The 18,691-nt window shown below is 68.6% G+C and carries 23 protein-coding genes and 2 tRNA genes; 15 read left to right on the plus strand and 10 right to left on the minus strand.

Annotated elements, in window-relative coordinates:
- Positions 1–38 precede the first annotated feature (38 nt).
- Positions 39–1,454 (minus strand): TolC family outer membrane protein, encoded by a 1,416-nt coding sequence (locus tag ACRWK7_RS11770; RefSeq protein ID WP_431856406.1) that lies wholly within the window; start codon positions 1,452–1,454, stop codon positions 39–41.
- A 122-nt stretch (positions 1,455–1,576) separates the two neighbouring features.
- Positions 1,577–2,233, minus strand: a complete 657-nt coding sequence (locus ACRWK7_RS11775; RefSeq protein ID WP_431856407.1) for a protein-L-isoaspartate O-methyltransferase family protein — start codon at positions 2,231–2,233, stop codon at positions 1,577–1,579.
- A gap of 220 nt (positions 2,234–2,453) precedes the next feature.
- Between ACRWK7_RS11775 and ACRWK7_RS11780 the strand changes: the two genes are divergently transcribed.
- From ACRWK7_RS11780 to ACRWK7_RS11790, 3 genes are all read left to right on the plus strand, one after another.
- A tRNA-Cys gene (locus ACRWK7_RS11780) sits at positions 2,454–2,527 on the plus strand.
- Between the two features lie 87 nt (positions 2,528–2,614).
- Positions 2,615–2,689: transfer RNA gene (locus tag ACRWK7_RS11785), tRNA-Asn, on the plus strand.
- Between the two features lie 197 nt (positions 2,690–2,886).
- Positions 2,887–3,081 (plus strand): hypothetical protein, encoded by a 195-nt coding sequence (locus ACRWK7_RS11790; protein WP_431856408.1) that lies wholly within the window; start codon positions 2,887–2,889, stop codon positions 3,079–3,081.
- 7 nt (positions 3,082–3,088) lie between these two features.
- On the opposite strand, the gene ACRWK7_RS11795 is transcribed toward ACRWK7_RS11790, so the two are convergent.
- Positions 3,089–3,325, minus strand: a complete 237-nt coding sequence (locus ACRWK7_RS11795; protein WP_431856409.1) for a hypothetical protein — start codon at positions 3,323–3,325, stop codon at positions 3,089–3,091.
- Positions 3,326–3,395: 70 nt separating this feature from the next.
- On the minus strand, positions 3,396–3,584 hold the full coding sequence (locus ACRWK7_RS11800) for a hypothetical protein (protein WP_431856410.1): 189 nt from the start codon (positions 3,582–3,584) through the stop codon (positions 3,396–3,398).
- A gap of 121 nt (positions 3,585–3,705) precedes the next feature.
- Between ACRWK7_RS11800 and ACRWK7_RS11805 the strand changes: the two genes are divergently transcribed.
- The 10 genes from ACRWK7_RS11805 to ACRWK7_RS11850 all read left to right on the plus strand — a co-directional run bounded on the left by ACRWK7_RS11805 (position 3,706) and on the right by ACRWK7_RS11850 (position 11,021).
- The gene (locus tag ACRWK7_RS11805; protein ID WP_431856411.1) at positions 3,706–4,704 is read left to right on the plus strand and encodes a S1C family serine protease; all 999 of its coding nucleotides are present in this window, start codon (positions 3,706–3,708) and stop codon (positions 4,702–4,704) included.
- Positions 4,705–4,761: 57 nt separating this feature from the next.
- Positions 4,762–5,370: an NUDIX domain-containing protein gene (locus tag ACRWK7_RS11810; RefSeq protein WP_431856412.1), complete on the plus strand. Its 609-nt coding sequence runs from the start codon at positions 4,762–4,764 to the stop codon at positions 5,368–5,370.
- A 111-nt stretch (positions 5,371–5,481) separates the two neighbouring features.
- On the plus strand, positions 5,482–6,480 hold the full coding sequence (locus tag ACRWK7_RS11815; RefSeq protein WP_431856413.1) for a cysteine synthase A: 999 nt from the start codon (positions 5,482–5,484) through the stop codon (positions 6,478–6,480).
- A 46-nt stretch (positions 6,481–6,526) separates the two neighbouring features.
- Positions 6,527–7,234 carry an alanyl-tRNA editing protein gene (locus ACRWK7_RS11820; protein ID WP_431856414.1) on the plus strand — a complete coding sequence of 236 codons (708 nt, stop codon included), beginning with the start codon at positions 6,527–6,529 and terminating at the stop codon, positions 7,232–7,234.
- Positions 7,235–7,245: 11 nt separating this feature from the next.
- Positions 7,246–8,109 carry a sulfurtransferase gene (locus ACRWK7_RS11825; protein ID WP_431856416.1) on the plus strand — a complete coding sequence of 288 codons (864 nt, stop codon included), beginning with the start codon at positions 7,246–7,248 and terminating at the stop codon, positions 8,107–8,109.
- Positions 8,106–8,534: a GNAT family acetyltransferase gene (locus ACRWK7_RS11830; RefSeq protein WP_431856417.1), complete on the plus strand. Its 429-nt coding sequence runs from the start codon at positions 8,106–8,108 to the stop codon at positions 8,532–8,534. The genes ACRWK7_RS11825 and ACRWK7_RS11830 overlap by 4 nt, the downstream gene beginning before the upstream one ends.
- Positions 8,513–9,133, plus strand: coding sequence for a GNAT family N-acetyltransferase (locus ACRWK7_RS11835; protein WP_431856418.1), 621 nt, complete (start codon positions 8,513–8,515; stop codon positions 9,131–9,133). Before ACRWK7_RS11830 ends, ACRWK7_RS11835 begins: the two co-directional genes overlap by 22 nt.
- 48 nt (positions 9,134–9,181) lie before the next feature.
- Positions 9,182–9,811: a TetR/AcrR family transcriptional regulator gene (locus ACRWK7_RS11840; protein ID WP_431856420.1), complete on the plus strand. Its 630-nt coding sequence runs from the start codon at positions 9,182–9,184 to the stop codon at positions 9,809–9,811.
- Positions 9,812–9,860: 49 nt separating this feature from the next.
- The gene (locus ACRWK7_RS11845; RefSeq protein WP_431856421.1) at positions 9,861–10,487 is read left to right on the plus strand and encodes a glutathione S-transferase family protein; all 627 of its coding nucleotides are present in this window, start codon (positions 9,861–9,863) and stop codon (positions 10,485–10,487) included.
- Positions 10,488–10,559: 72 nt separating this feature from the next.
- A complete protein-coding gene (locus ACRWK7_RS11850; protein WP_431856422.1) occupies positions 10,560–11,021 on the plus strand; it encodes a DUF2852 domain-containing protein in 462 nt (153 codons plus the stop codon).
- Positions 11,022–11,069: 48 nt separating this feature from the next.
- On the opposite strand, the gene ACRWK7_RS11855 is transcribed toward ACRWK7_RS11850, so the two are convergent.
- The 6 genes from ACRWK7_RS11855 to ACRWK7_RS11880 all read right to left on the minus strand — a co-directional run bounded on the left by ACRWK7_RS11855 (position 11,070) and on the right by ACRWK7_RS11880 (position 16,799).
- Positions 11,070–11,390 carry an antibiotic biosynthesis monooxygenase family protein gene (locus ACRWK7_RS11855; protein WP_431856423.1) on the minus strand — a complete coding sequence of 107 codons (321 nt, stop codon included), beginning with the start codon at positions 11,388–11,390 and terminating at the stop codon, positions 11,070–11,072.
- Positions 11,391–11,400: 10 nt separating this feature from the next.
- On the minus strand, positions 11,401–12,486 hold the full coding sequence (gene hisC, locus ACRWK7_RS11860; RefSeq protein ID WP_431856424.1) for a histidinol-phosphate transaminase: 1,086 nt from the start codon (positions 12,484–12,486) through the stop codon (positions 11,401–11,403).
- A 110-nt stretch (positions 12,487–12,596) separates the two neighbouring features.
- Complete coding sequence (locus ACRWK7_RS11865) at positions 12,597–13,370, minus strand: amino acid ABC transporter ATP-binding protein (protein ID WP_431856425.1); 774 nt, start codon at positions 13,368–13,370, stop codon at positions 12,597–12,599.
- Positions 13,371–13,385: 15 nt separating this feature from the next.
- Positions 13,386–14,492, minus strand: coding sequence for an ABC transporter permease subunit (locus ACRWK7_RS11870; RefSeq protein ID WP_431856426.1), 1,107 nt, complete (start codon positions 14,490–14,492; stop codon positions 13,386–13,388).
- 3 nt (positions 14,493–14,495) lie between these two features.
- Positions 14,496–15,686, minus strand: a complete 1,191-nt coding sequence (locus tag ACRWK7_RS11875) for an amino acid ABC transporter permease (protein WP_431856427.1) — start codon at positions 15,684–15,686, stop codon at positions 14,496–14,498.
- Positions 15,687–15,776: 90 nt separating this feature from the next.
- Positions 15,777–16,799, minus strand: a complete 1,023-nt coding sequence (locus ACRWK7_RS11880) for an amino acid ABC transporter substrate-binding protein (protein WP_431856428.1) — start codon at positions 16,797–16,799, stop codon at positions 15,777–15,779.
- A 223-nt stretch (positions 16,800–17,022) separates the two neighbouring features.
- On the opposite strand from ACRWK7_RS11880, the gene metC reads away from it, so the two are divergent.
- The gene (gene metC, locus ACRWK7_RS11885) at positions 17,023–18,207 is read left to right on the plus strand and encodes a cystathionine beta-lyase (RefSeq protein WP_431856429.1); all 1,185 of its coding nucleotides are present in this window, start codon (positions 17,023–17,025) and stop codon (positions 18,205–18,207) included.
- An 11-nt stretch (positions 18,208–18,218) separates the two neighbouring features.
- Positions 18,219–18,629: a phosphoribosyl-AMP cyclohydrolase gene (gene hisI, locus ACRWK7_RS11890; protein ID WP_431856430.1), complete on the plus strand. Its 411-nt coding sequence runs from the start codon at positions 18,219–18,221 to the stop codon at positions 18,627–18,629.
- Positions 18,630–18,691 lie beyond the last annotated feature (62 nt).

Raw genomic sequence — 18,691 nt, forward strand, 5'->3', positions numbered from 1 at the left:
GGCCCGCCGTGGCGGGCCGCTTGCGTGGATCACCGCGATCAGTCGGCGACGCCGGTGCCGATCCACTTGTCGCGGGTGGCCCGGTAGTGCGCTTCCAGATCGTAATACTGAACCGGCAGGCGAAGCTGCTGCGCCGTCAACTGGCCGATCGCGCTCAGTACCGTGAAGGCTTGCACCATTTCGTCGCGCTGCGCCCGCACCAGATTGACGCGACCGTTCAGCAGCTCCTGCTCCTGGTTCAGCACGTCGAGGACGGTGCGCGAGCCGACCTGCGCTTCCTGCCGCACGCCTTCCAGGGCGATCTGCGCCGCCTTGATCTGCGTCTGGAAGGAATCGATGCTGGCGCGCGCCGTCATCAGTCCCTGCCAGGAGCTGATCGCCGCCGAGGCGATCTGGCGCCGCGTCTCGTCGATCTGGATGCGCGCCTGATTCGCCGTCTCCTTGGCCTCGCGCACCAGCGCTTCCGGCTGGCCGGCGGAGTACAGCGGGATGACCACCTGCGCCTGGATCGAACCGGTGTCCTGGCGGTTGACCGTCAGGCCGCTGCTGGTTCCGACGTCATAGGAGCGCGAACCCTGCGCGGTCAGCCGGGCCGAGGGCAGCAGCCGGCCGAACTGCTGGTCCACCGCGTCGCGCTGAGCCGCTTCGGTAAAGGCGGCGGCCAGCACGGACGGATGGTTGGCGCGTGCCATCTCCACCACCTCGTCCAGCGTCGACGGCAGCTTGAAGGTGGGCTTCGGCGCCTTCAGGTTCTTGCCCGGCATGGTGCCGATGAAGCGCTCGTACACCGCGCGCGAGGCGGCCAGCGTGCCTTCCGACGAGATGCGGTTGGCGATCGAGGAGGCGAGGCGCGACTCGGATTGGCTGACGTCGGTGCGCGTGTACTCGCCGACGCGGAAGCGGTCGCGGGCGGCTTCCAACTGGCGGCGCAGCACCTGCTCGTTGTTGGTGTTGAGCGTCAGCACCGCCTGGTTCTGCACCACGTCCAGATAGGCCGTGGCGGCGTTCAGCAGGACCTGCTGCTCGGTGTTCACCACGGTGGCGCGCTGCGCCTCGACCAAACGCTCGCTGCGGCGGACGTTCGGGGTGACGGTTGCGTCATAGATCGGCTGGGTCACCGAGATGCCGGCCGTCTTCGGCGTGGTGGAGGTGGTCGAGCGGTTGCCGCCGGCGCTCTCGATGGCCGAGTTGGTGCGCGTGCCGCTCACGCTCAGCGACCCCTGCACCGTCGGCCGGTAGCCGGACAGCGCCTGCGCCACGCGTTCGTCGGCGGCGCGCAGCGCAGCGCGCTGCGACGCGAGAGTCGGGTTGGTCGAATAGGCCTGCGCCAGAGCCTCTTGCAGCGTCTGCGCCGCGGCGCCCCCGCCGCCGAGAGCCCCAACGCTGAGGGCGAACACGCCGCCGGCGACCAGGGTCGCCAGCCGCCGCGGAGCCATACGGCTGAGATCGGTCATGTCTCTAGACCTTCTTTCTTTTGGGTCCAACGCTCCCCAGCATCGAACGTACACGGCCAGCCCGCCCCGGCCGAAGCGCAGATTTCACACTACACCGAACGCCCCCGTCCGGCACGTGGTGATCAGAACTCGAACTTGGGCTTCGGCTCGAAACCCGGCAGTAGGTGCGGCTGAGCCTCGAACAGCACGCGGCTCGACAGCGCTCGGCCGTACCGCTGGTAGAGGCGGACCTCGCCCAGGCCCCGGTCGCCCAGCACCGTGGCGATCAGGCGGCCTCCTTCGACCAGCTGTTCGCACACCGCCTGCGGAACCTCCGCCACCGCGCCCTCGAAGATGATGACGTCGTATGGCGCGCCCGCGGCGTACCCCTCGCCCAGCGGCGCGTTGATCACCGTGGCGTTGTTGGCGCCGGCCTGGAGCAGCGCGTCCTTGGCCGCCGCCGCCAGTCCGGCGTCGGATTCGACGCCGACGACGCTGTCGGCCATGCGGGCCAGCACGGCGGTGGAGTAGCCGGTGGCGCAGCCGATATCCAGGACCTTGGCGGTCTCGTCCACGCCGGCTTCCTGCAGCATGCGGGCGAAGAGCATCGGCTCCAGCAGATAACGACCGCGGGCAACGGCGAGATCGCCGTCCACATAGGCCACGCCGCGCAGCGCCTGCGGCACGAAGACCTCGCGCGGGACGTCCATCAGGGCATCGACCAGACGATGGTCGGTCACCTTGTTCGGACGAATCTGGCACTCGACCATGTGGAAACGGGCGGCGGCAAAGTCGGACATGGCGGTCGCAATCGCAGCGGTTGAAACGGGACAGCGCCAAACCGGGCGGCCGGCTTGCTGCCTGCCGCTATATATCCGCAACCAGCACCGAACACAACGCCGAGGGGAGGCCGGCGCAGCACCGAAGCGGAAAACGGTTTTGCCCGGCTTGACCGCGCCGTCGAAGGAGACTATACGGTGGCTCCCGACGCGGACGGCACCGTCCGAACGGGCACCGGATGGCGCGGTGGCAGAGTGGTGATGCAGCGGACTGCAAATCCGTGTACGTGGGTTCGATTCCCGCCCGTGCCTCCATCCTTTTGAAGATTTCCGGCTTAAAAAATCTTGCGGAAAGCCTTGGCAGCCAGGGCACCTTCCGCTATATAGCCGCCCACACACTGATCCGGCGTGGCGCAGCGGTAGCGCAGCGGACTGTTAATCCGTTGGTCGTAGGTTCGAATCCTACCGCCGGAGCCAATTGCGAAAAGGCCAGTTCCCCTGGGAGCTGGCCTTTTTCGTTATCTCCTCGGTCGATGGTGAGTGTGGCGAAAGAACGCTGCCCCCCTGCCCACTGGGTGAATGCACTTTCGCACTGGCGGGATTATCCTTAACGACACGGAAACCACGTTGATGCAGGCGCGTCAACGGCTTGGCCCACGGCCATGGAGGGCGCCATGTCGGTGCGTGACGACTCCGGATTAGACCAGCACGGGGGTTGGTTCACGGCGGCGCTCGTGTTCGCCGTGGGGCTGATGGCGGCGGCGCTGCTGCTGAGCATGGACTGGCACCGCACAACCGAGAGCGACGCGCTGGCGCTCGGTGCCTCCAACACGCGTCCGTTGGTAATCCTGCCGCTGCATCTGAAGTGAGCGGCGCTCAAGCCTCGAAATCGTCGTAGATGGTGCGCGGTTCGGATTCGGCGCCGATCGGCTGGCCGCCGTCTCGCTTCCACTCGCCGCACCAGTCCGTGGACAGCGTGATCGGGAACTTGCCTTCGGGATCGCGCGGGGTCACCACCGGGGGAAAGCGCCGGCAGGTGCCCTTCGGGCCGCGCTGGCGCACGCCGTGCCCCTCCCAGTAGCGGCAGGTGTAGCAGGAATCGGGTCGTTTCATTGTCGGGCACCGCTCGTTGTGGCGCCCATCATCGGACACGCGGCCCGACGCGTCGATCCCTATTCGCGCATCAGTCTCCTTCGGGATCCGAGACCGGGCGCCCGGGCCGCATCTCGTTGGAGCAGCGCTGGTAATAGTCCTTGATGTCGGCGTCCAGCTCGCGCCGGCGACGCGCCTCCGGCGAATCGGCCGGGGTCTCGTTGAGGCGCTGGAACTCGGCGACGGCGCGTTCCAGCTCACGGTCGTTGGTGATCGGCATCGGTCCCTCCTTGTCGCCTTCGTGAACACATCGGCAGTGCCGAAGGTTTCCGCCGCTTGATGCGCGCCGTGTCATCATCATCTTTCCTGATGGGGCAACGCGGACCGCCATGGAGGGCGACATGCGCGACGTGCAGCGGATTGTCGGAGCGTTCCTCCTGCTGATCCTCGCCTCTCTTCCCACCAGCGCCGCCGACGGGGATGTGAAGCCCGACGCCGCGGCGCTGATGCGCGCCATCGTCCGCATCGACGTCACCACGCCGCCGGATTCGCAGAGCGCCCGCACGCTGGGCACCGAGCGCGCCGGCACCGGCGCGGTGATCGACGGCAACGGCCTGATCCTGACCATCGGCTACCTGATCATGGAGGGCGCGCAGCTGAAGGTCACCGACTCCGAGGGGCGCAGCTACCCGGCGGAGTTCGTCGCCTACGACCAGGTCAGCGGCTTCGGAATGGTGCGCGCCGGGTTCGGCTTCAAGGCGCCGCCGCTGCGACTCGGCAATGCCGGCGGGCTGAAGACGGGCGACGCGGCGGTGGTGCTCAGCCGCGCCGGCGGCAGCACCGCCCTGCCCGTTCGCGTCGTCGATCGGCGCGAGTTCGCCGGCTATTGGGAATACCTGCTGGACGAGGCGATCTTCACCAGTCCGCCGCACCCGGCGTTCGGCGGCGCGGCGCTGGTGGACGGGACGGGACGGCTGGTCGGTATCGGCTCGCTGATCGTCGGCGACGCGGTGCCCGGGCAGCGGATGGCCGGCAACATGTTCGTCCCGGTGTCGGCGCTCGAGCCGATCTTCGGTGACCTGCTGGCCTACGGCCGCCGCCAGGACACACCGCGCCCCTGGCTGGGCGTCAACGTGCGCGAGGAGCAGGGCCGCCTGCTGGTGGAGCGGGTCACCCCACGCAGCCCCGCCGAATCGGCCGGCGTCCGGCCCGGCGACCAGATCGTCGGTGTCGGCGGACAGCGTTTCAGCACGCTGGCCGACTTCTACCGCAAGCTCTGGGCGCTCGGGCCGGCCGGCGTCGCCGTGCCGCTGGAGGTGATGCGCGGCGCCCAGGTGCAACCGGTCACTGTCACCTCGGCCGATCGCCTGAGGCACCTGCGGCTGAACCCGACCTACTGACCAGCGGCGCCGGATGCGCTACATCCCAATCCGCACCACACGCGGAGGAGCAGGCGCATGGACCACCCGGACATCGAGGTGATCGAACGAAAGACCGGCTACCAGGGCTACCTGCAGGTCGACGTTTACCGGCTGAAGCACAAGAAGTTCGACGGAACCTGGACCGACGAGCTGCCCTCGCGCGAGGTCTGCGTGCGCGGCCACGCCGTCGGCGTCCTGCTGTACGACCCCGACCGCGATGCGGTGGTACTGATCGAGCAATTCCGCGTCGCAGCGGCGGCGGCCCGCGGTCCGGCCTGGTTGACCGAGGTAGTGGCCGGCATGCTGGATGGCGACGAGACTCCCGAGGACGTTGCCCGCCGCGAATCCGAGGAGGAGGCCGGCTGCACCGTGCGGGACCTGGAGAAGATCTACGACTTCTACCCCAGCCCCGGCATCCTGTCGGAGTTCGTGACGCTCTACGTCGGCCGCGTCGATGCCTCCAACGTCGGGACCAGCGGCGGCCTCGCCGAGGAGCATGAGGACATCCGCGTCTCCGTCGTGCCGACCGACGAGGCGATCAAGCTGCTCGACGGGAACCGCCTGACCAACTCCGTCGCCATCATCGCACTGGGCTGGCTGGCGCGGCACCGCGATTCCCTGCGGGAGCGTTGGCGGACGCGGTAATCACGACATAAAAACGTGAAACGCTGCATTTCACAACGCGACCTTGATCCGCGCGCCGCAATCCCGATACTTCTTTGTGGCTAACGCGAAACCGTATCAAGGAGAGGCGCCGTGGACGTGCGCGACGGCTTCATCGGGACCATCGGCAACACGCCGCTCATCCGCCTGGAGGGGCCGTCGAAGGCGACCGGCTGCGAGATCCTCGGCAAGGCCGAGTTCCTGAATCCCGGCGGCTCGGTGAAGGACCGCGCCGCCATCGCCATCGTGCGCGACGCGGAGCGGCGCGGCCTGCTGCGCCCTGGCGGCACCATCGTCGAGGGCACAGCGGGCAACACCGGCATCGGGTTGGCGCTGGTCGGCAACGCGCTGGGCTACCGCACCGTCATCGTCATGCCGGAGACCCAGAGTCAGGAGAAGAAGGACATGCTGCGCCTGTGCGGCGCCGACCTCCGGCTCGTTCCGGCGGTGCCGTACAAGGACCCGAACAACTACGTCCGCTATTCCGGCCGCCTCGCCGAGGATCTGGCGAGGACCGAGCCGAACGGCGCGATCTGGGCCAACCAGTTCGACAACGTCGCCAACCGCCAGGGCCATTACGAGACCACCGGCCCGGAGATCTGGGAGCAGACCGGCGGCCGCATCGACGCGTTCACCTGCGCCGTCGGTTCCGGCGGCACGCTGGCCGGCGTCGGCATGGCGCTGAAGGAGCGCGACCCGAACGTCCGCATCGTGCTGGCCGACCCGATGGGCGCCGCGCTGTTCAGCCATTACAAGCACGGCGAACTGAAGGCCGAGGGCTCGTCCATCACCGAAGGAATCGGCCAGGGCCGGATCACCGCCAACCTGGAGGGCGCGCCGGTGGACGACGCGCTGCAGATCACCGACGACGAGGCGCTGCCCGTCCTCTTCGACCTGATCAAGACGCAGGGGCTGGTGCTGGGCGGCTCGTCCGGCATCAACGTCGCGGCGGCGATCCGCATCGCGCGCAATCTTGGGCCGGGCCACACCGTCGTCACCATCCTCTGCGACGGCGGCCAGCGCTACCAGTCCAAGCTGTTCAACCCGGAGTTCCTGCGCGAGAAGAACCTGCCGGTTCCGGACTGGATGTAGCCGCGCGGTGTGCTAGCCTCTCCCAACGAAAGACGGGAGGGGCACCTTGGAACTGATCTTCCGCGACGACGCCTACGCGCGGTCCTGCACGGCGACCGTCACCTCGGTGGACGAGCGCGGCATCCGCCTGGACCGCACGGTGTTCTACGCCAACAGTGGCGGCCAGCCGGGCGACACCGGCGTGCTGCGTTACCCCGGCGGGGCGGTGACCATCGTCGACACCGTCAAGGGCGACAACGGCCCGGACGACATCATCCACGTCCCGGCCGAGGGCGCGCGGCTGCCGGTCGAGGGCGCTCCGGTCGAGGCCGAGATCGACTGGGAACGCCGCCACCGGTTCATGCGCATGCACACGCTGCTGCATCTGGTGTGCGCGGTGGTTCCCGGCTCGATCACCGGGGCGCAGATCGGCTTCGACCGCAGCCGCGTCGACTTCAACGTCCCCACCGAGAGCCTGGACAAGGAAGCGATCTCCGCCGCCATCAACCGGCTGATCGAGGCGGACCACGCGGTCGCCCCGCGCTGGATCACCGACGCCGAGCTGGAGGCCCAGCCCGAACTGGTGCGCACCATGACGGTGAAACCGCCGGTGGGCTATGGGCGCGTGCGGCTGCTCGACATCGACGGGGTGGACCTGCAACCCTGCGGCGGCACCCACGTCACCCACACCGGCGAGATCGGCCCGGTCGAAGTGGTGAAGATCGAGAACAAGGGCAAGCAGAACCGGCGCGTCGTCGTGGCGCTGAAGGACTGAGGGGAATCGACATGGCGGAGCACATCGTCACCGGCGCCTGGCTGGCCGAGCGCCTGAACGACCCGGCGGTGCGCGTGGTGGACGCCACGTGGTACATGCCGATTCAGAACAAGGACCAGCGCGCCGAATACGCGGCCCGGCACATTCCCGGCGCCCTGTTCTTCGACATCGACGACGTCGCCCAGCCGGACACCGCGCCGCTGCCGCACATGGTGCCGGACGCGGCGCGCTTTGCCGAGAAAGTGGGCGCGCTGGGCATCGGCAACGATACGATGGTGGTCGCCTACGACGCCAACGGCGTGGCCGGGGCCGCGGTGCGGGTCTGGTGGCTGTTCCGCCTGTTCGGCCACGATAAGGTGGCGGTGCTGGACGGCGGCCTGCCCAAGTGGCTGGCCGAGGGCCGTCCCACCGAATCCGGCACGCCGCCCGCCCCCGCGCCCGCGCCCTTCACCGCGGCGCGGCGCCCGCACCTGCTGCGCCGCCTGGACGATGTCCGGGCCAATCTGGACAGCCTCGCCGAGCAGGTGGTGGACGCCCGCGCCGCGGGGCGCTTCGAGGCGACCGCACCGGAGCCCTGGGCGAACGGGCGCGCCGGCCACATCCCCGGCAGCCGCAACCTGCCCTTCTCCGACCTGATCGATCCCGATACCAAGGCGATGCTGCCCCCGTCGGTGATCGCCGAACGGGCGAAGGCGGCGGGCATCGACCTGTCGCGGCCGGTGGTGGCGTCGTGCGGCAGCGGCGTCACCGCTTGCGTGGTGGCGCTGGGCCTTGCGCTGGCCGGCAAGGAGGACGTGGCGGTCTACGACGGCTCCTGGGCCGAGTGGGGCCTGCGTCCCGACCTTCCCATCGAGACCGGGCCGGCCACGCCGTGAATCTGACGATCCGGCAATACGAGGACGGCGACCGCAACTCGGTCGTCGCCCTGTGGCGCGCCAGCAACCTCGTGGTGCCGTGGAACGACCCGGAGACCGACATCGCGCTGTGCCGCTCCAAGCCGGCGACGGCCGCCTTGCTGGTCGGAGAACTGCAGGGCCGGGTGGTGGCCAGCGTGATGGTCGGGCAGGACGGCCACCGCGGCTGGCTCTACTACCTCGCCACCGATCCGGGCTGCCGCGGCCGGGGCTTCGGACGCGCCATGGTGGCCGCCGCCGAAAGCTGGCTGGTCGCGCAGGGCATGCCCAAGGTACACCTGCTGGTGCGCGAGACGAACACCGCCGTGCAGGGCTTCTACGAACGGCTCGGCTACGCCCGCTCCCCCGTCACCATGATGCAGAAATGGCTCCAAAATTCAGTCTGAACCGGTGGACCGGCGTGCCCGCCGGCCCGCGCCCCGGCGAGCTTCAGGTCATCATCACCTACCTGGAGATGACGAGCCCACCCACCCACGCTCCCCTGCCCCAGCCGGCCGGCGAGCTGGCGCTGGTGCGTGCGACGCCGCCGACGGTGTCGTTCTACCGCTACCTCTATGACACGGTGGGCGAGCCCTGGCTGTGGCACGAGCGCCGCCGCCTGGCCGATGCCGATCTGGCCGAGGCGGTGACCGACCCGCGCGTCGAGGTGCAGGTGCTGTACGTCTCCGGCACGCCCGCCGGCTACGTCGAGATCGACCGGCGCGAGGCGCACGCCACGGACATCGCCTATTTCGGGCTGATCCCGGACTTCATCGGCCTGAAGCTGGGCCCCTGGCTGCTCGACCGCGGCATCCGCATGGCGTGGGAGGGCGGCACACGCAAGCTGGTGGTCAACACCTGCAGCTTCGACCACCCGAAGGCGCTGCCGCTCTACCAGTCCATGGGCTTCGTGCCGAACCGCCACGTCACCCGCGTGGTGCGCGACCCGCGCGCCGACGGCGTGCTGCCCCGCACGGCGGCGCCACACGTGCCGATGGTGCGTTGAGTCCCTCAGGCTCGACGCCCCGGTTTCATTAATGTAAGAACCATTCACATGAGCTGGTCCAAGCACGGCGGCCCGCGCGGCTACCATCACGGAAACCTGAAGGAGGCCCTGGTCGCCGCCGCGCTCGAGCTGATCGCCGACAAGGGGCCGTCCGGCTTCACCTTCGCCGAGGCGGCCCGCACCGCCGGCGTCAGCGCGGCGGCGCCGTACCGGCATTTCCGTGACCGCGATGACCTGCTGGTCGACGTCGCCCGCCGCGGCTTCGAGCGCTTCGAGGCCGCGCTGCGGGCCGCCTGGGACGAGGGCCGGCCGACCGCGCGGGCCGGGCTGGATCGGCTGGGCAAGGCCTACCTGCACTTCGCCCGCACCGAGCCCGCCTATTACGCGGCGATGTTCGAGGCGAGCATCCCGCACGGCGCCGACCCGGAGCTGTCGCAGGCTGGCGAGCGCGCCTTCGCCGTCATCCGCGAGGCGGCGGAGCGGCTGGTCGCCGACCTGCCGGCGAAGGGCCGGCCGCCGGCGCTGATGGTGGCCCTGCACGTGTGGTCGCTGGCGCACGGCATCGCATCGCTGTTCGGACGCGGCGACCGTGGCCGCCGCACGCTGCCGATGGAACCGGAGGATCTGCTGGAGGCGGGCGTCCTGGTCTATCTGGACGGCCTGGGCGGCACCGGCTGAGGCGCCCGGTCGGCGGGTGTGCTACCGTGCCGCAGGGGAGGAGCACACCATGACCGATGACCTCGTCTTCTACACCAACCCGATGTCCCGCGGCCGCATCGTGCGCTGGATGCTGGAGGAGGTCGGCCGGCCGTACCGGACCGAGCTGCTCGACTACGCCACCAGCATGAAGGCGCCCGAGTACCGCGCCGTCAACCCCATGGGAAAGGTGCCGGCACTGCGCCATGGCGACACCGTGGTCACCGAGGCCGCCGCCATATGCGCCTATCTCGCCGACGCCTTTCCGGAGGCGGAACTGGCGCCGCCGCCCGGCGATCGGAGGCGCGGCCCCTATTACCGCTGGATGTTCTTCGCCGCCGGCCCGGTCGAGGCGGCGGTGACCAACAAGGCGCTCGGCGTCGAGGTGCCGGAGGATCGGCGGCGCATGACCGGCTACGGCTGTTTCGAGGACGTGCTGAGCGCGTTGGAGGTCGCGGTGGCGGCCGGCCCGTACGTGACCGGCGACCGCTTCACTGCCGCCGACGTCTATTTCGGCTCATCGCTGGGCTGGGCCATGCAGTTCGGGCTGATCGAACGCCGCCCCACCTTCATGCGGTATTGGGAGCGGATCGCCGGCCGTCCGGCCGCCGTGCGGGCGCGGGAAATCGACGACGCGCTGGTGCCCCACCCTTCTTGACCACGCCCCTCTTGACCGCCAGGGCCGGGCTCGCTATGTTAATGTTATTAACATTCACATGCGAGGCCACCGATGTCCTGCGCTGCCCGCTACGAAGGTTTCCGACACGACGACCGGTATCACGCGTGGCATGGCCCGCCCCACGCGCTGATGCGGGCCGGATCGATCGCGTTGATGGTGCTCGGATTCATGGTCTGGTGGCCGCTCGGGCTGGCGGTCCTGGTCTTCACCATAGGGAGCAGAAAGATGGGATGCTGGGGACACGGGCGCTGGGCGCGCAAGATGCGGCGGATGGAGGAGGCGATGGACCGTCACTTCGCCGGCCGCGCCCACCACGCGTCGAGCGGCAACAGCGCCTTCGACGAGTATCGTCAGGAGACGCTCCGCCGTCTCGAGGACGAGCAGCGCGACTTCCAGGGCTTCCTGGAACGGCTGCGCGCCGCCAAGGACAAGGCCGAGTTCGACCAGTTCATGAGCGAGCGCCGGAACCGTCCGTCCGGCCCCGAGCCCGAGCCGGCGCAGCCGGCGGGGTGACGGCGAACCAGGGGGCTCCCGTCCGGGAGCCCCTTTTCCGTTCCGCCGTCAGCGCTCGAACCCGTAGTCCCGCTCGACCCGCGCGATGCGGGTCTTGAAGCTGGAGTACCAGCGCTCGCGGCCGGCCTGCTGGGCCGCCAAGTGTTTGGCGTCGGCCTTCCAGGCAGCGATCGACTCCAGGTCCTTCCAATAGGACACGGTGATGCCCAGCCCGTCGCGCGCCGACTCCATGCCGAGGTAGCCGGGCTGCCGCTTGGCCAGCTCGACCATCGCCGCAGCCATGGCGCCGTAGCCGTCGTCGCCCTCGGTGCGCAGCGAGGTGAAGATCACCGCGTAGTAGGGCGGCTCGGGGGTGTCGGCAACGCTCATGCCCCAATCCTCATGCCAGGATCTCCGCCAGGGCACGGACGAGGGCGCGGTTCTCCTCCTCGCTGCCGACGGTGATGCGCAGGCAATCCGGCAAGCCGTAGTCCTGCGACGGGCGGACCAGGATGTTGCACTGAGCCAGATGGTCCATCACTTGCTGCACGCCCAGCGACGGATCCGCGGGAATGCGCGCCAGGATGAAGTTGCACACCGACGGGTAGACCCGCACGCCCAGCTGCTCCAGCTCGTGCGTCAGCCAGGGCAGCCACTGGCTGTTGTGGGCGTAGGTCGCCTCTTCGTGCGCGAGGTCGGTCACCGCGGCGGCGGCGGCGGCCTGCGCCGGGACGCTGACGTTGAAGGCGCCGCGCACGTGGTTGAGCGCATCGACCACCGCGGGAGGCGCGTACGCCCAGCCCACCCGCAGGCCGGCCAGCCCATAGATCTTCGAGAAGGTGCGGACCATCGCCGTGTTGTCGGTGTTTTCCACCAGCTCCACGCCGCAGTCGTAATTGTTGCGGCGGACGAACTCGGCATAGGCAGCGTCCAGCACCAGCAGCACGTGCGGCGGCAGCCCGGCACGCAGGCGCTGCACCGCCTCCAGGGGAATGTAGGTGCCGGTGGGGTTGTTCGGGTTGGCGAGGAAGCAGATCTTGGTCCTCTCCCCGGCCCGTTCGATCATCGCATCGACATCCACCACCATGTCGCGCTCCTTGGCGACGACCGGCGTGGCGCCGCTGACGCGGATCGCCTTGAGGAAGCCCTGGTAACCGTGCTCGTGACACAGCACCTCGTCGCCCGGGCCGGCGTACGCCTGACAGAACAGCTGGATCATCGCGTCCGAACCGTCGGCGCAGACGATGCGCGCCGCGTCCAGGTCGTAGCGTCGGGCGATGGCGCGGCGCAGGCTCTCCTGGCGGGAATCGGGGTAGCGGTGGATCTGGCCGGCGGCGTTGCGGTAGGCGGCCAGCGCCTTCGGGCTCGGTCCCAGCGGGTTGACCGTCAGCGACAGGTCGATCCAGGGGCGCTCCTCGCCGAGCGGTTGGGCGGGCCGGTACGGTTTGATCTGGCCGAGGCCGGGCCGGGGCAGCAGAAGCTCCATGAAACCACTCCGAAGACGGTCTGAAGTGCGGTGCCGCGCGCCATTCAACCGCAATCCGCCGCACCGCGCCAGAGTCCTGACGCGGTGCGGCAAAAGGCGACGATTATCGGTTAGTGGTTGAGAATTTGGCTCAGGAACAGCTTCGTGCGGTCCGACTTCGGATTTGCGAAGAACTCCTCGGGCGGCGCCTGCTCGACGATCTCGCCGCGGTCCATGAAGATGACGCGGTCGGCCACCGACTTGGCGAAGCCCATCTCGTGGGTGACGCACAGCATGGTCATGCCGCTCTCGGCCAGCGTCACCATGACGTCCAGCACCTCCTTGACCATCTCCGGGTCGAGGGCCGAGGTCGGCTCGTCGAACAGCATGATCTTCGGGTTCATGCACAGCGAACGGGCGATCGCCACGCGCTGCTGCTGGCCGCCGGACAGCTGCCCCGGGTACTTGCGCGCTTGGTCGGCGATGCGCACGCGCTCCAGGTACTTCATGGCGGAGGCCTCGGCCTCGGCGCGCGGCTTCTTGCGCACCCAGATCGGGGCCAGCGTGCAGTTCTCCAGCACCGTCAGGTGCGGGAACAGGTTGAAGTGCTGGAACACCATGCCGACCTCGCGGCGGACCAGCTCGATGTTCTTCAGGTTGCCGGTCAGCTCGATGCCGTCGATGACGATGGAGCCCTTCTGGTGCTCCTCAAGCCGGTTGAGGCAGCGGATCAGCGTCGACTTGCCCGAACCCGACGGGCCGCAGATCACGATGCGTTCGCCCTTGGTGACGGACAGGTTGATGTCGCGCAGCACGTGGAACTCGCCGTACCACTTGTGCACGCCCAGGCACTGGATGATCTCCTCGCCCGCGGCGGTGCGCGCCTGCGGAATGGTGGTGGCCATGGCCTGAAAACTCCCTTAGCGCTTGTGGCCGCGGTTGAGGTCCTGCTCCAGCCAGCGGCTGTACCGCGACATGGAGTAGCAGAAGCACCAGTAGATGACGCCGATGAACAGGTACGCCTCGCGGTAGAAGCCGCGCCACGCCGGGTCGGACAGCGCCGCCTTGGCGGTGCCGAGCAGGTCGTAGAGGCCGATGATGATCACCAGCGACGTGTCCTTGAAGGTGCTGATGAAGGTGTTGACCAGCGGCGGGATGGAGATCGCCAGCGCCTGCGGCAGGATGATCTTGCGCATCGCCTGCCAGTAGGTCAGGCCGAGCGCGTCGGCCGCCTCGTACTGCCCCTTCGGCATGGCCTGCAGGCCGCCGCGGATGGCCTCGGCCATGTAGGCCGCCTCGAACAGGATGAAGGCGACCAGGGCGCGCAGCAGCTTGTCGATGTTCACGCCCGTGGGCAGGAACAGCGGCAGCATGACCGACGCCATGAACAGCAGGCTGACCAGCGGCACGCCGCGGATCAGCTCGATGTAGGCGACGCAGATCGCCTTGATCGCCGGCATGTTCGACCGCCGGCCGAGCGCCAGCAGGATCGAGAAGGGGAACGCCACGGAAAGGCCGATCACGCTGAGGATCAGCGTCAGCGGCAGGCCGCCCCACAGCGAGTTCTCGACGTAGGTCAAGCCGAGCACCCCGCCCCACATCAGCACGCCGAACAGCGCCAGCGCGCCCAGCGACACCGCGACGAACCACGGCTTCCAGAAGCGGCGGTTGGCGGCGGCGGCCAGGGTGGCGACGATGATCGCGGTGGCGAGCAGCGGGCGCCACTGTTCGGCATAGGGGAAGGTGCCGAACAGGATGAAGCGCATCTTCTCGTTGACGAAAGCCCAGCAGGCGCCGGCCGCCTGTCGGCACTGCGGCGAGGTGGCGTCGAAGCCCGCGGCGTTGACGATCGCCCAGCGGAACAGGGGCGGCACGACGCTGATGATCGCCCAGCCGATCAGCACCGTTAGGATGGCGTTGTACCAGGTGTTGAACAGGTTCGCGCGCGCCCAGCCGATCGGGCCGAGCGACAGTGCCGGCGGCCGTTCGACGGCGGTGCTGGACGCAGTATCCACGTGTCCGGCCATGGCTCAGCGCTCCACCAGCGCAATGCGCTTGTTGTACCAGTTCATGAACAGCGAGATGCTCAGGCTGATCGCCAGATAGCTGCCCATGATCATCGCCACGCCCTCGATCGCCTGCCCGGTCTGGTTGATCGTGGTGTTGAGGATCGACACCAGGTCCGGGTAGCCGATGGCGAGCGCCAGCGAGCTGTTCTTGGTCAGGTTCAGGAATTGGCTGGTCGTCGGCGGCACGATGACGCGCAGCGCCTGCGGCAGGATCACCAGACGCAGCGCCAGCCCCCGCTTCAGCCCCAGCGCCGCCGCCGCCTCGCTTTGCCCGTGGCTGACGGCGAGGATGCCGCCGCGCACGATCTCGGCGATGAAGGCCGCGGTGTAGATCGACAGGCCGAACAGGATCGCCGCGAACTCCGGCGACAGCACGAGGCCGCCGCGGAAGTTGAAGCCCTGCAGTTGCGGCACGTCCATCACCGACGGCGCGCCGCCGGCGACGTAGGCGATCAGCGGCAGGCCGAGGATCAGCACCAGCGACATGCCGAGCACCGGGAACGGCTGGCCGGTGGCCGCCTGCCGGATCCTCGCCCACTTGCCCATGATGACCGAGGCGATGAAGCCCAGCAGGAACGCGACGAACACCCAGGTCCACACCGGGTCGGAGGCGGGAACCGGAACCGTGATGCCGCGCTGGCTGAGGAACACGCCGGGCAGCGGATTGAGCGCCTGCCGCACCGGCGGCATGCTCTCGGTGATCACCTGGTACCAGACGAACAGCTGGAGCAGCGGCGGGATGTTGCGGATGACCTCCACGTACGCCGTCGCCAGCCGCGCCAGCAGCCAGTTGGTGGACAGGCGTGCGACACCGATCAGCGTGCCGATGATGGTCGCCAGCACGATGCCGATCACCGACACCTTCAGGGTGTTCAGCACGCCGACGACGAACGCCTTGCCGTAGGTGTCCTTCGGCGAATAGTCGATGATGCTCTCGCCGATGCCGAAGGAGGCTTCGCGCTCGAGGAAATGGAAGCCCGTGGCGATGGCGCGGCGTTCCAGGTTGTCCAACGTGTTCGAGACGAGGAAGAAGGCAAGCGCCAGCACCCCGCCGATCACCAGGACCTGGAAGAAGATCGCGCGTACGGTCGGGTCGTTCAAGGACAGGCGCGAGGGCGCCCGCCCGCTGTCCTGCGTGTGGGTGGCCAACATACGCTCCGTTGCGCTGAGGGCACGAACCGGGTGCGGAACCGCCGGCCCGCCGCGCTCCCTGGGGAACGACGGCGGGCCGGCCGTCGCGCGTTACCGGATCGGCATGGCGTACTGCAGGCCGCCCTTGGTCCACAACCCGTTGAGACCACGCTCGAGCTTCAGCGGCGTGCTCATGCCGACGTTGCGCTCGAAGATCTCGCTGTAGTTGCCGACCTTCTTGATGATGTTGTAGGCCCACTTCTCATCGACGCCGAGCGCCTTGCCCATGCCCGCCGAGACGCCCAGCAGGCGCTGGATCTCGGGGTTCTTGGAGTTCAGGTGCTCGTCGACGTTCTTCGAGGTGATGCCCGATTCTTCAGCCTGGATGGTGGCGTACACCACCCACTTGACGATGTCGTACCAGGCGTCGTCGCCGTGACGGACGGCGGGGGCCAGCGGCTCCTTGGAGATGATCTCCGGCAGGATGACGTAGTCGTCGGGCTTCGGCGCCACCGAGGCGCGGGTGGACGCCAGCTGCGAGGCGTCGGTGGTCAGCACGTCGCAGCGGCCGGCGAAGAAGGCCGCGTTCACCTCGTCGTTGTTCTCGATGACGACGGGGTTGTAGCTCATGTTGTTGGAGCGGAAGTAGTCCGCCAGGTTCAGCTCGGTCGTGGTGCCGGACTGCACGCAGACGGTCGCGCCGTTCAGCTCCTTGGCGCTCTTCACGCCGAGCTTCTTGGCGACCATGAAACCCTGGCCGTCGTAGTAGGTGACCGGGGCGAAGTTCAGGCCCACCGAGGTGTCGCGGGTCAGCGTCCAGGTGGTGTTGCGCGACAGCAGGTCCACCTCGCCCGACTGGATGGCCGGGAAGCGTTGCTGCGCGGACAGCGGCGTGAACTTGACCTTCTGCGGATCGTTGAACAGCGCCACGGCGACCGCGCGGCAGTAATCGACGTCCAGGCCAGTCCAGTTGCCCGCGCTATCGGGGCTGGCGAATCCGGGCAGGCCGGCGTTGACGCCGCACTGCACGAAACCCTTGGCCTTGACCGCGTCGAGCGTGGCGCCGGCCTGGGCACCGCCGGCGACGGCGAACGTGAAGGCGGCCGCAGCCGCGGCGAGAATTCCCGCTTTCATGATTGATTGCTCCACCCTGTCCTTAAAGCTTTTCATTCGGTCTCTATCTGCGCCGATCCGCTGCCCAGGCGGGAGACGGCCGGCGCTTGTGTAGGAGTGTAGCAAGACCGCGGGCGTTGTCGAATCTTCCGTCGCGGGAAAACCGCAAGAATCCCAGTGGCCCGCGCGTGTCCGCGGTGCCAAGATGCCCGCCCTTTCCGTTTCGCCGAACCAAGGTCGCCCGATGAAGAACGCCAGGGACGCCAAGCCCGACACCCTGCTCTCCCACGCCGGCCGGAACCCGCAGGCCAACTTCGGGATCATCAACCCGCCCGTGTACCACGCCTCGACCGTGCTGTTCCCGACGCTCGAGGCGCTGGAGGCCAGCGACCGCAACCCGTTCGAGATCATCAACTACGGCCGCGTCGGCACGCCCACCAGCCACGCCTTCGAGGAGGCGGTGGCGGCGGTGGAGGGCGGCTACCGCGCGGTGACCGCGGCTTCCGGCCTCGCCGCAATCGCCACCGCGCTCAGCGCCTTCACCAAGGCCGGAGATCACGTCCTGATGACCGACAGCGCCTACGGGCCGACCCGGCGCTTCTGCAACGACGTGCTGACGCGCTACGGTGTGGAGATCGAGTACTACGACCCGCTGGTGGGATCCGGCATCACCGCTCTGATCCGTCCCAACACGTCGGTCGTCTACCTCGAATCGCCGGGCTCGCTGACCTTCGAGGTGCAGGACGTGCCGGCCATCGCCAAGGCCGCGAAGGCCGCCGGCGCCACCGTGCTGCTCGACAACACCTGGGCGACGCCGCTGTACTTCAAGCCGTTCGAGCATGGCGTGGACGTCTCCATCCACGCCGCCACCAAGTACATCGTCGGCCACGCCGACGCGATGCTCGGCCTGATGGTGTGCAGCGAGGAGGCTTGGCCGGCCGTCAAGAAGACCGCCGTCCGCTTCGGCACCTGCGCCGGTCCGGACGACATGTACCTTGGTCTGCGCGGTCTGCGCACCATGGGCGTGCGCCTGAAGCGGCACCAGGAGACCTCGCTCGCGCTGGCCGACTGGCTGGCCGCGCGGCCGGAGGTCACGCGCGTCCTCCACCCCGCCCGCCCGGGCGACGCCGGCCACGCGCTGTGGAAGCGTGACTTCACCGGCGCCAGCGGCCTGTTCGCCGCCGAGTTCAAGGCGGTACCGAAGGCGGCCCTGGCCGCCATGCTCGACGGCATGGAGCTGTTCGGCATGGGCTATTCCTGGGGCGGCTTCGAAAGCCTAATCCTGCCGGTGCATCCGGGCGCCATCCGCACCGCCACCACGTGGAAGGCCGAGGGGCCGCTGATCCGCCTCCACGCCGGTCTTGAGGACGTGGACGACCTGATCCGCGACCTCGACCGCGGTTTCGCCCGCCTCAACGCCGCTCTCTGAAGGACCGCCCCATGACCGAAGCCTTTTCCGAGGTGCTTGCCGCCATCCGGTTCAACGAGGACGGCTTGGTGCCCGCCATCGCCCAGCAGGTCGGCAGCGGCGAGGTGCTGATGATGGCCTGGATGAACCGCGAGGCGGTGGTGGAGACGCTGACCACCGGCCGCGTGTGCTACTGGTCGCGCTCGCGCAAGGGGCTGTGGCGCAAGGGCGAGACGTCCGGCCAAGCGCAGCATCTCAAGGAATTTCGCGTGGACTGCGATGGCGATACCCTGCTTCTGCTGGTCCATCAGGATGGCGTTGCTTGCCATACGGGCAGGCGTGCCTGCTTTTTCCGCGCGCTGCGCGACGGAGCGCTGGTCACCGTGATGGATGTCGAAACCGATCCGTCCGTGTTGTACGGCGGCAACAAAACGTCGGATTAGCACGCCTTTGCTGCACTGCACGGGCAAATTGATCTATGTCAACGAGCCGAATCGACCAAAGG

The organism is Azospirillum sp., assembly GCF_050789165.1.

What these genes read in the sequence shown, in the direction of transcription:
- ACRWK7_RS11865 (WP_431856425.1), bottom strand. Translation starts at nt 13,370, where the DNA reads ATGGCCACCACCATTCCGCAGGCGCGCACCGCCGCGGGCGAGGAGATC.
- ACRWK7_RS11835 (WP_431856418.1), top strand. Translation starts at nt 8,513, where the DNA reads ATGGCTCCAAAATTCAGTCTGAACCGGTGGACCGGCGTGCCCGCCGGC.
- ACRWK7_RS11770 (WP_431856406.1), bottom strand. Translation starts at nt 1,454, where the DNA reads ATGACCGATCTCAGCCGTATGGCTCCGCGGCGGCTGGCGACCCTGGTC.
- ACRWK7_RS11840 (WP_431856420.1), top strand. Translation starts at nt 9,182, where the DNA reads ATGAGCTGGTCCAAGCACGGCGGCCCGCGCGGCTACCATCACGGAAAC.
- hisC (WP_431856424.1), bottom strand. Translation starts at nt 12,486, where the DNA reads ATGGAGCTTCTGCTGCCCCGGCCCGGCCTCGGCCAGATCAAACCGTAC.
- ACRWK7_RS11870 (WP_431856426.1), bottom strand. Translation starts at nt 14,492, where the DNA reads ATGGCCGGACACGTGGATACTGCGTCCAGCACCGCCGTCGAACGGCCG.
- ACRWK7_RS11775 (WP_431856407.1), bottom strand. Translation starts at nt 2,233, where the DNA reads ATGTCCGACTTTGCCGCCGCCCGTTTCCACATGGTCGAGTGCCAGATT.
- ACRWK7_RS11850 (WP_431856422.1), top strand. Translation starts at nt 10,560, where the DNA reads ATGTCCTGCGCTGCCCGCTACGAAGGTTTCCGACACGACGACCGGTAT.
- ACRWK7_RS11845 (WP_431856421.1), top strand. Translation starts at nt 9,861, where the DNA reads ATGACCGATGACCTCGTCTTCTACACCAACCCGATGTCCCGCGGCCGC.
- ACRWK7_RS11790 (WP_431856408.1), top strand. Translation starts at nt 2,887, where the DNA reads ATGTCGGTGCGTGACGACTCCGGATTAGACCAGCACGGGGGTTGGTTC.
- ACRWK7_RS11825 (WP_431856416.1), top strand. Translation starts at nt 7,246, where the DNA reads ATGGCGGAGCACATCGTCACCGGCGCCTGGCTGGCCGAGCGCCTGAAC.
- ACRWK7_RS11880 (WP_431856428.1), bottom strand. Translation starts at nt 16,799, where the DNA reads ATGAAAGCGGGAATTCTCGCCGCGGCTGCGGCCGCCTTCACGTTCGCC.
- ACRWK7_RS11875 (WP_431856427.1), bottom strand. Translation starts at nt 15,686, where the DNA reads ATGTTGGCCACCCACACGCAGGACAGCGGGCGGGCGCCCTCGCGCCTG.
- ACRWK7_RS11795 (WP_431856409.1), bottom strand. Translation starts at nt 3,325, where the DNA reads ATGAAACGACCCGATTCCTGCTACACCTGCCGCTACTGGGAGGGGCAC.
- hisI (WP_431856430.1), top strand. Translation starts at nt 18,219, where the DNA reads ATGACCGAAGCCTTTTCCGAGGTGCTTGCCGCCATCCGGTTCAACGAG.
- ACRWK7_RS11855 (WP_431856423.1), bottom strand. Translation starts at nt 11,390, where the DNA reads ATGAGCGTTGCCGACACCCCCGAGCCGCCCTACTACGCGGTGATCTTC.
- ACRWK7_RS11800 (WP_431856410.1), bottom strand. Translation starts at nt 3,584, where the DNA reads ATGCCGATCACCAACGACCGTGAGCTGGAACGCGCCGTCGCCGAGTTC.
- ACRWK7_RS11805 (WP_431856411.1), top strand. Translation starts at nt 3,706, where the DNA reads ATGCGCGACGTGCAGCGGATTGTCGGAGCGTTCCTCCTGCTGATCCTC.
- metC (WP_431856429.1), top strand. Translation starts at nt 17,023, where the DNA reads ATGAAGAACGCCAGGGACGCCAAGCCCGACACCCTGCTCTCCCACGCC.
- ACRWK7_RS11810 (WP_431856412.1), top strand. Translation starts at nt 4,762, where the DNA reads ATGGACCACCCGGACATCGAGGTGATCGAACGAAAGACCGGCTACCAG.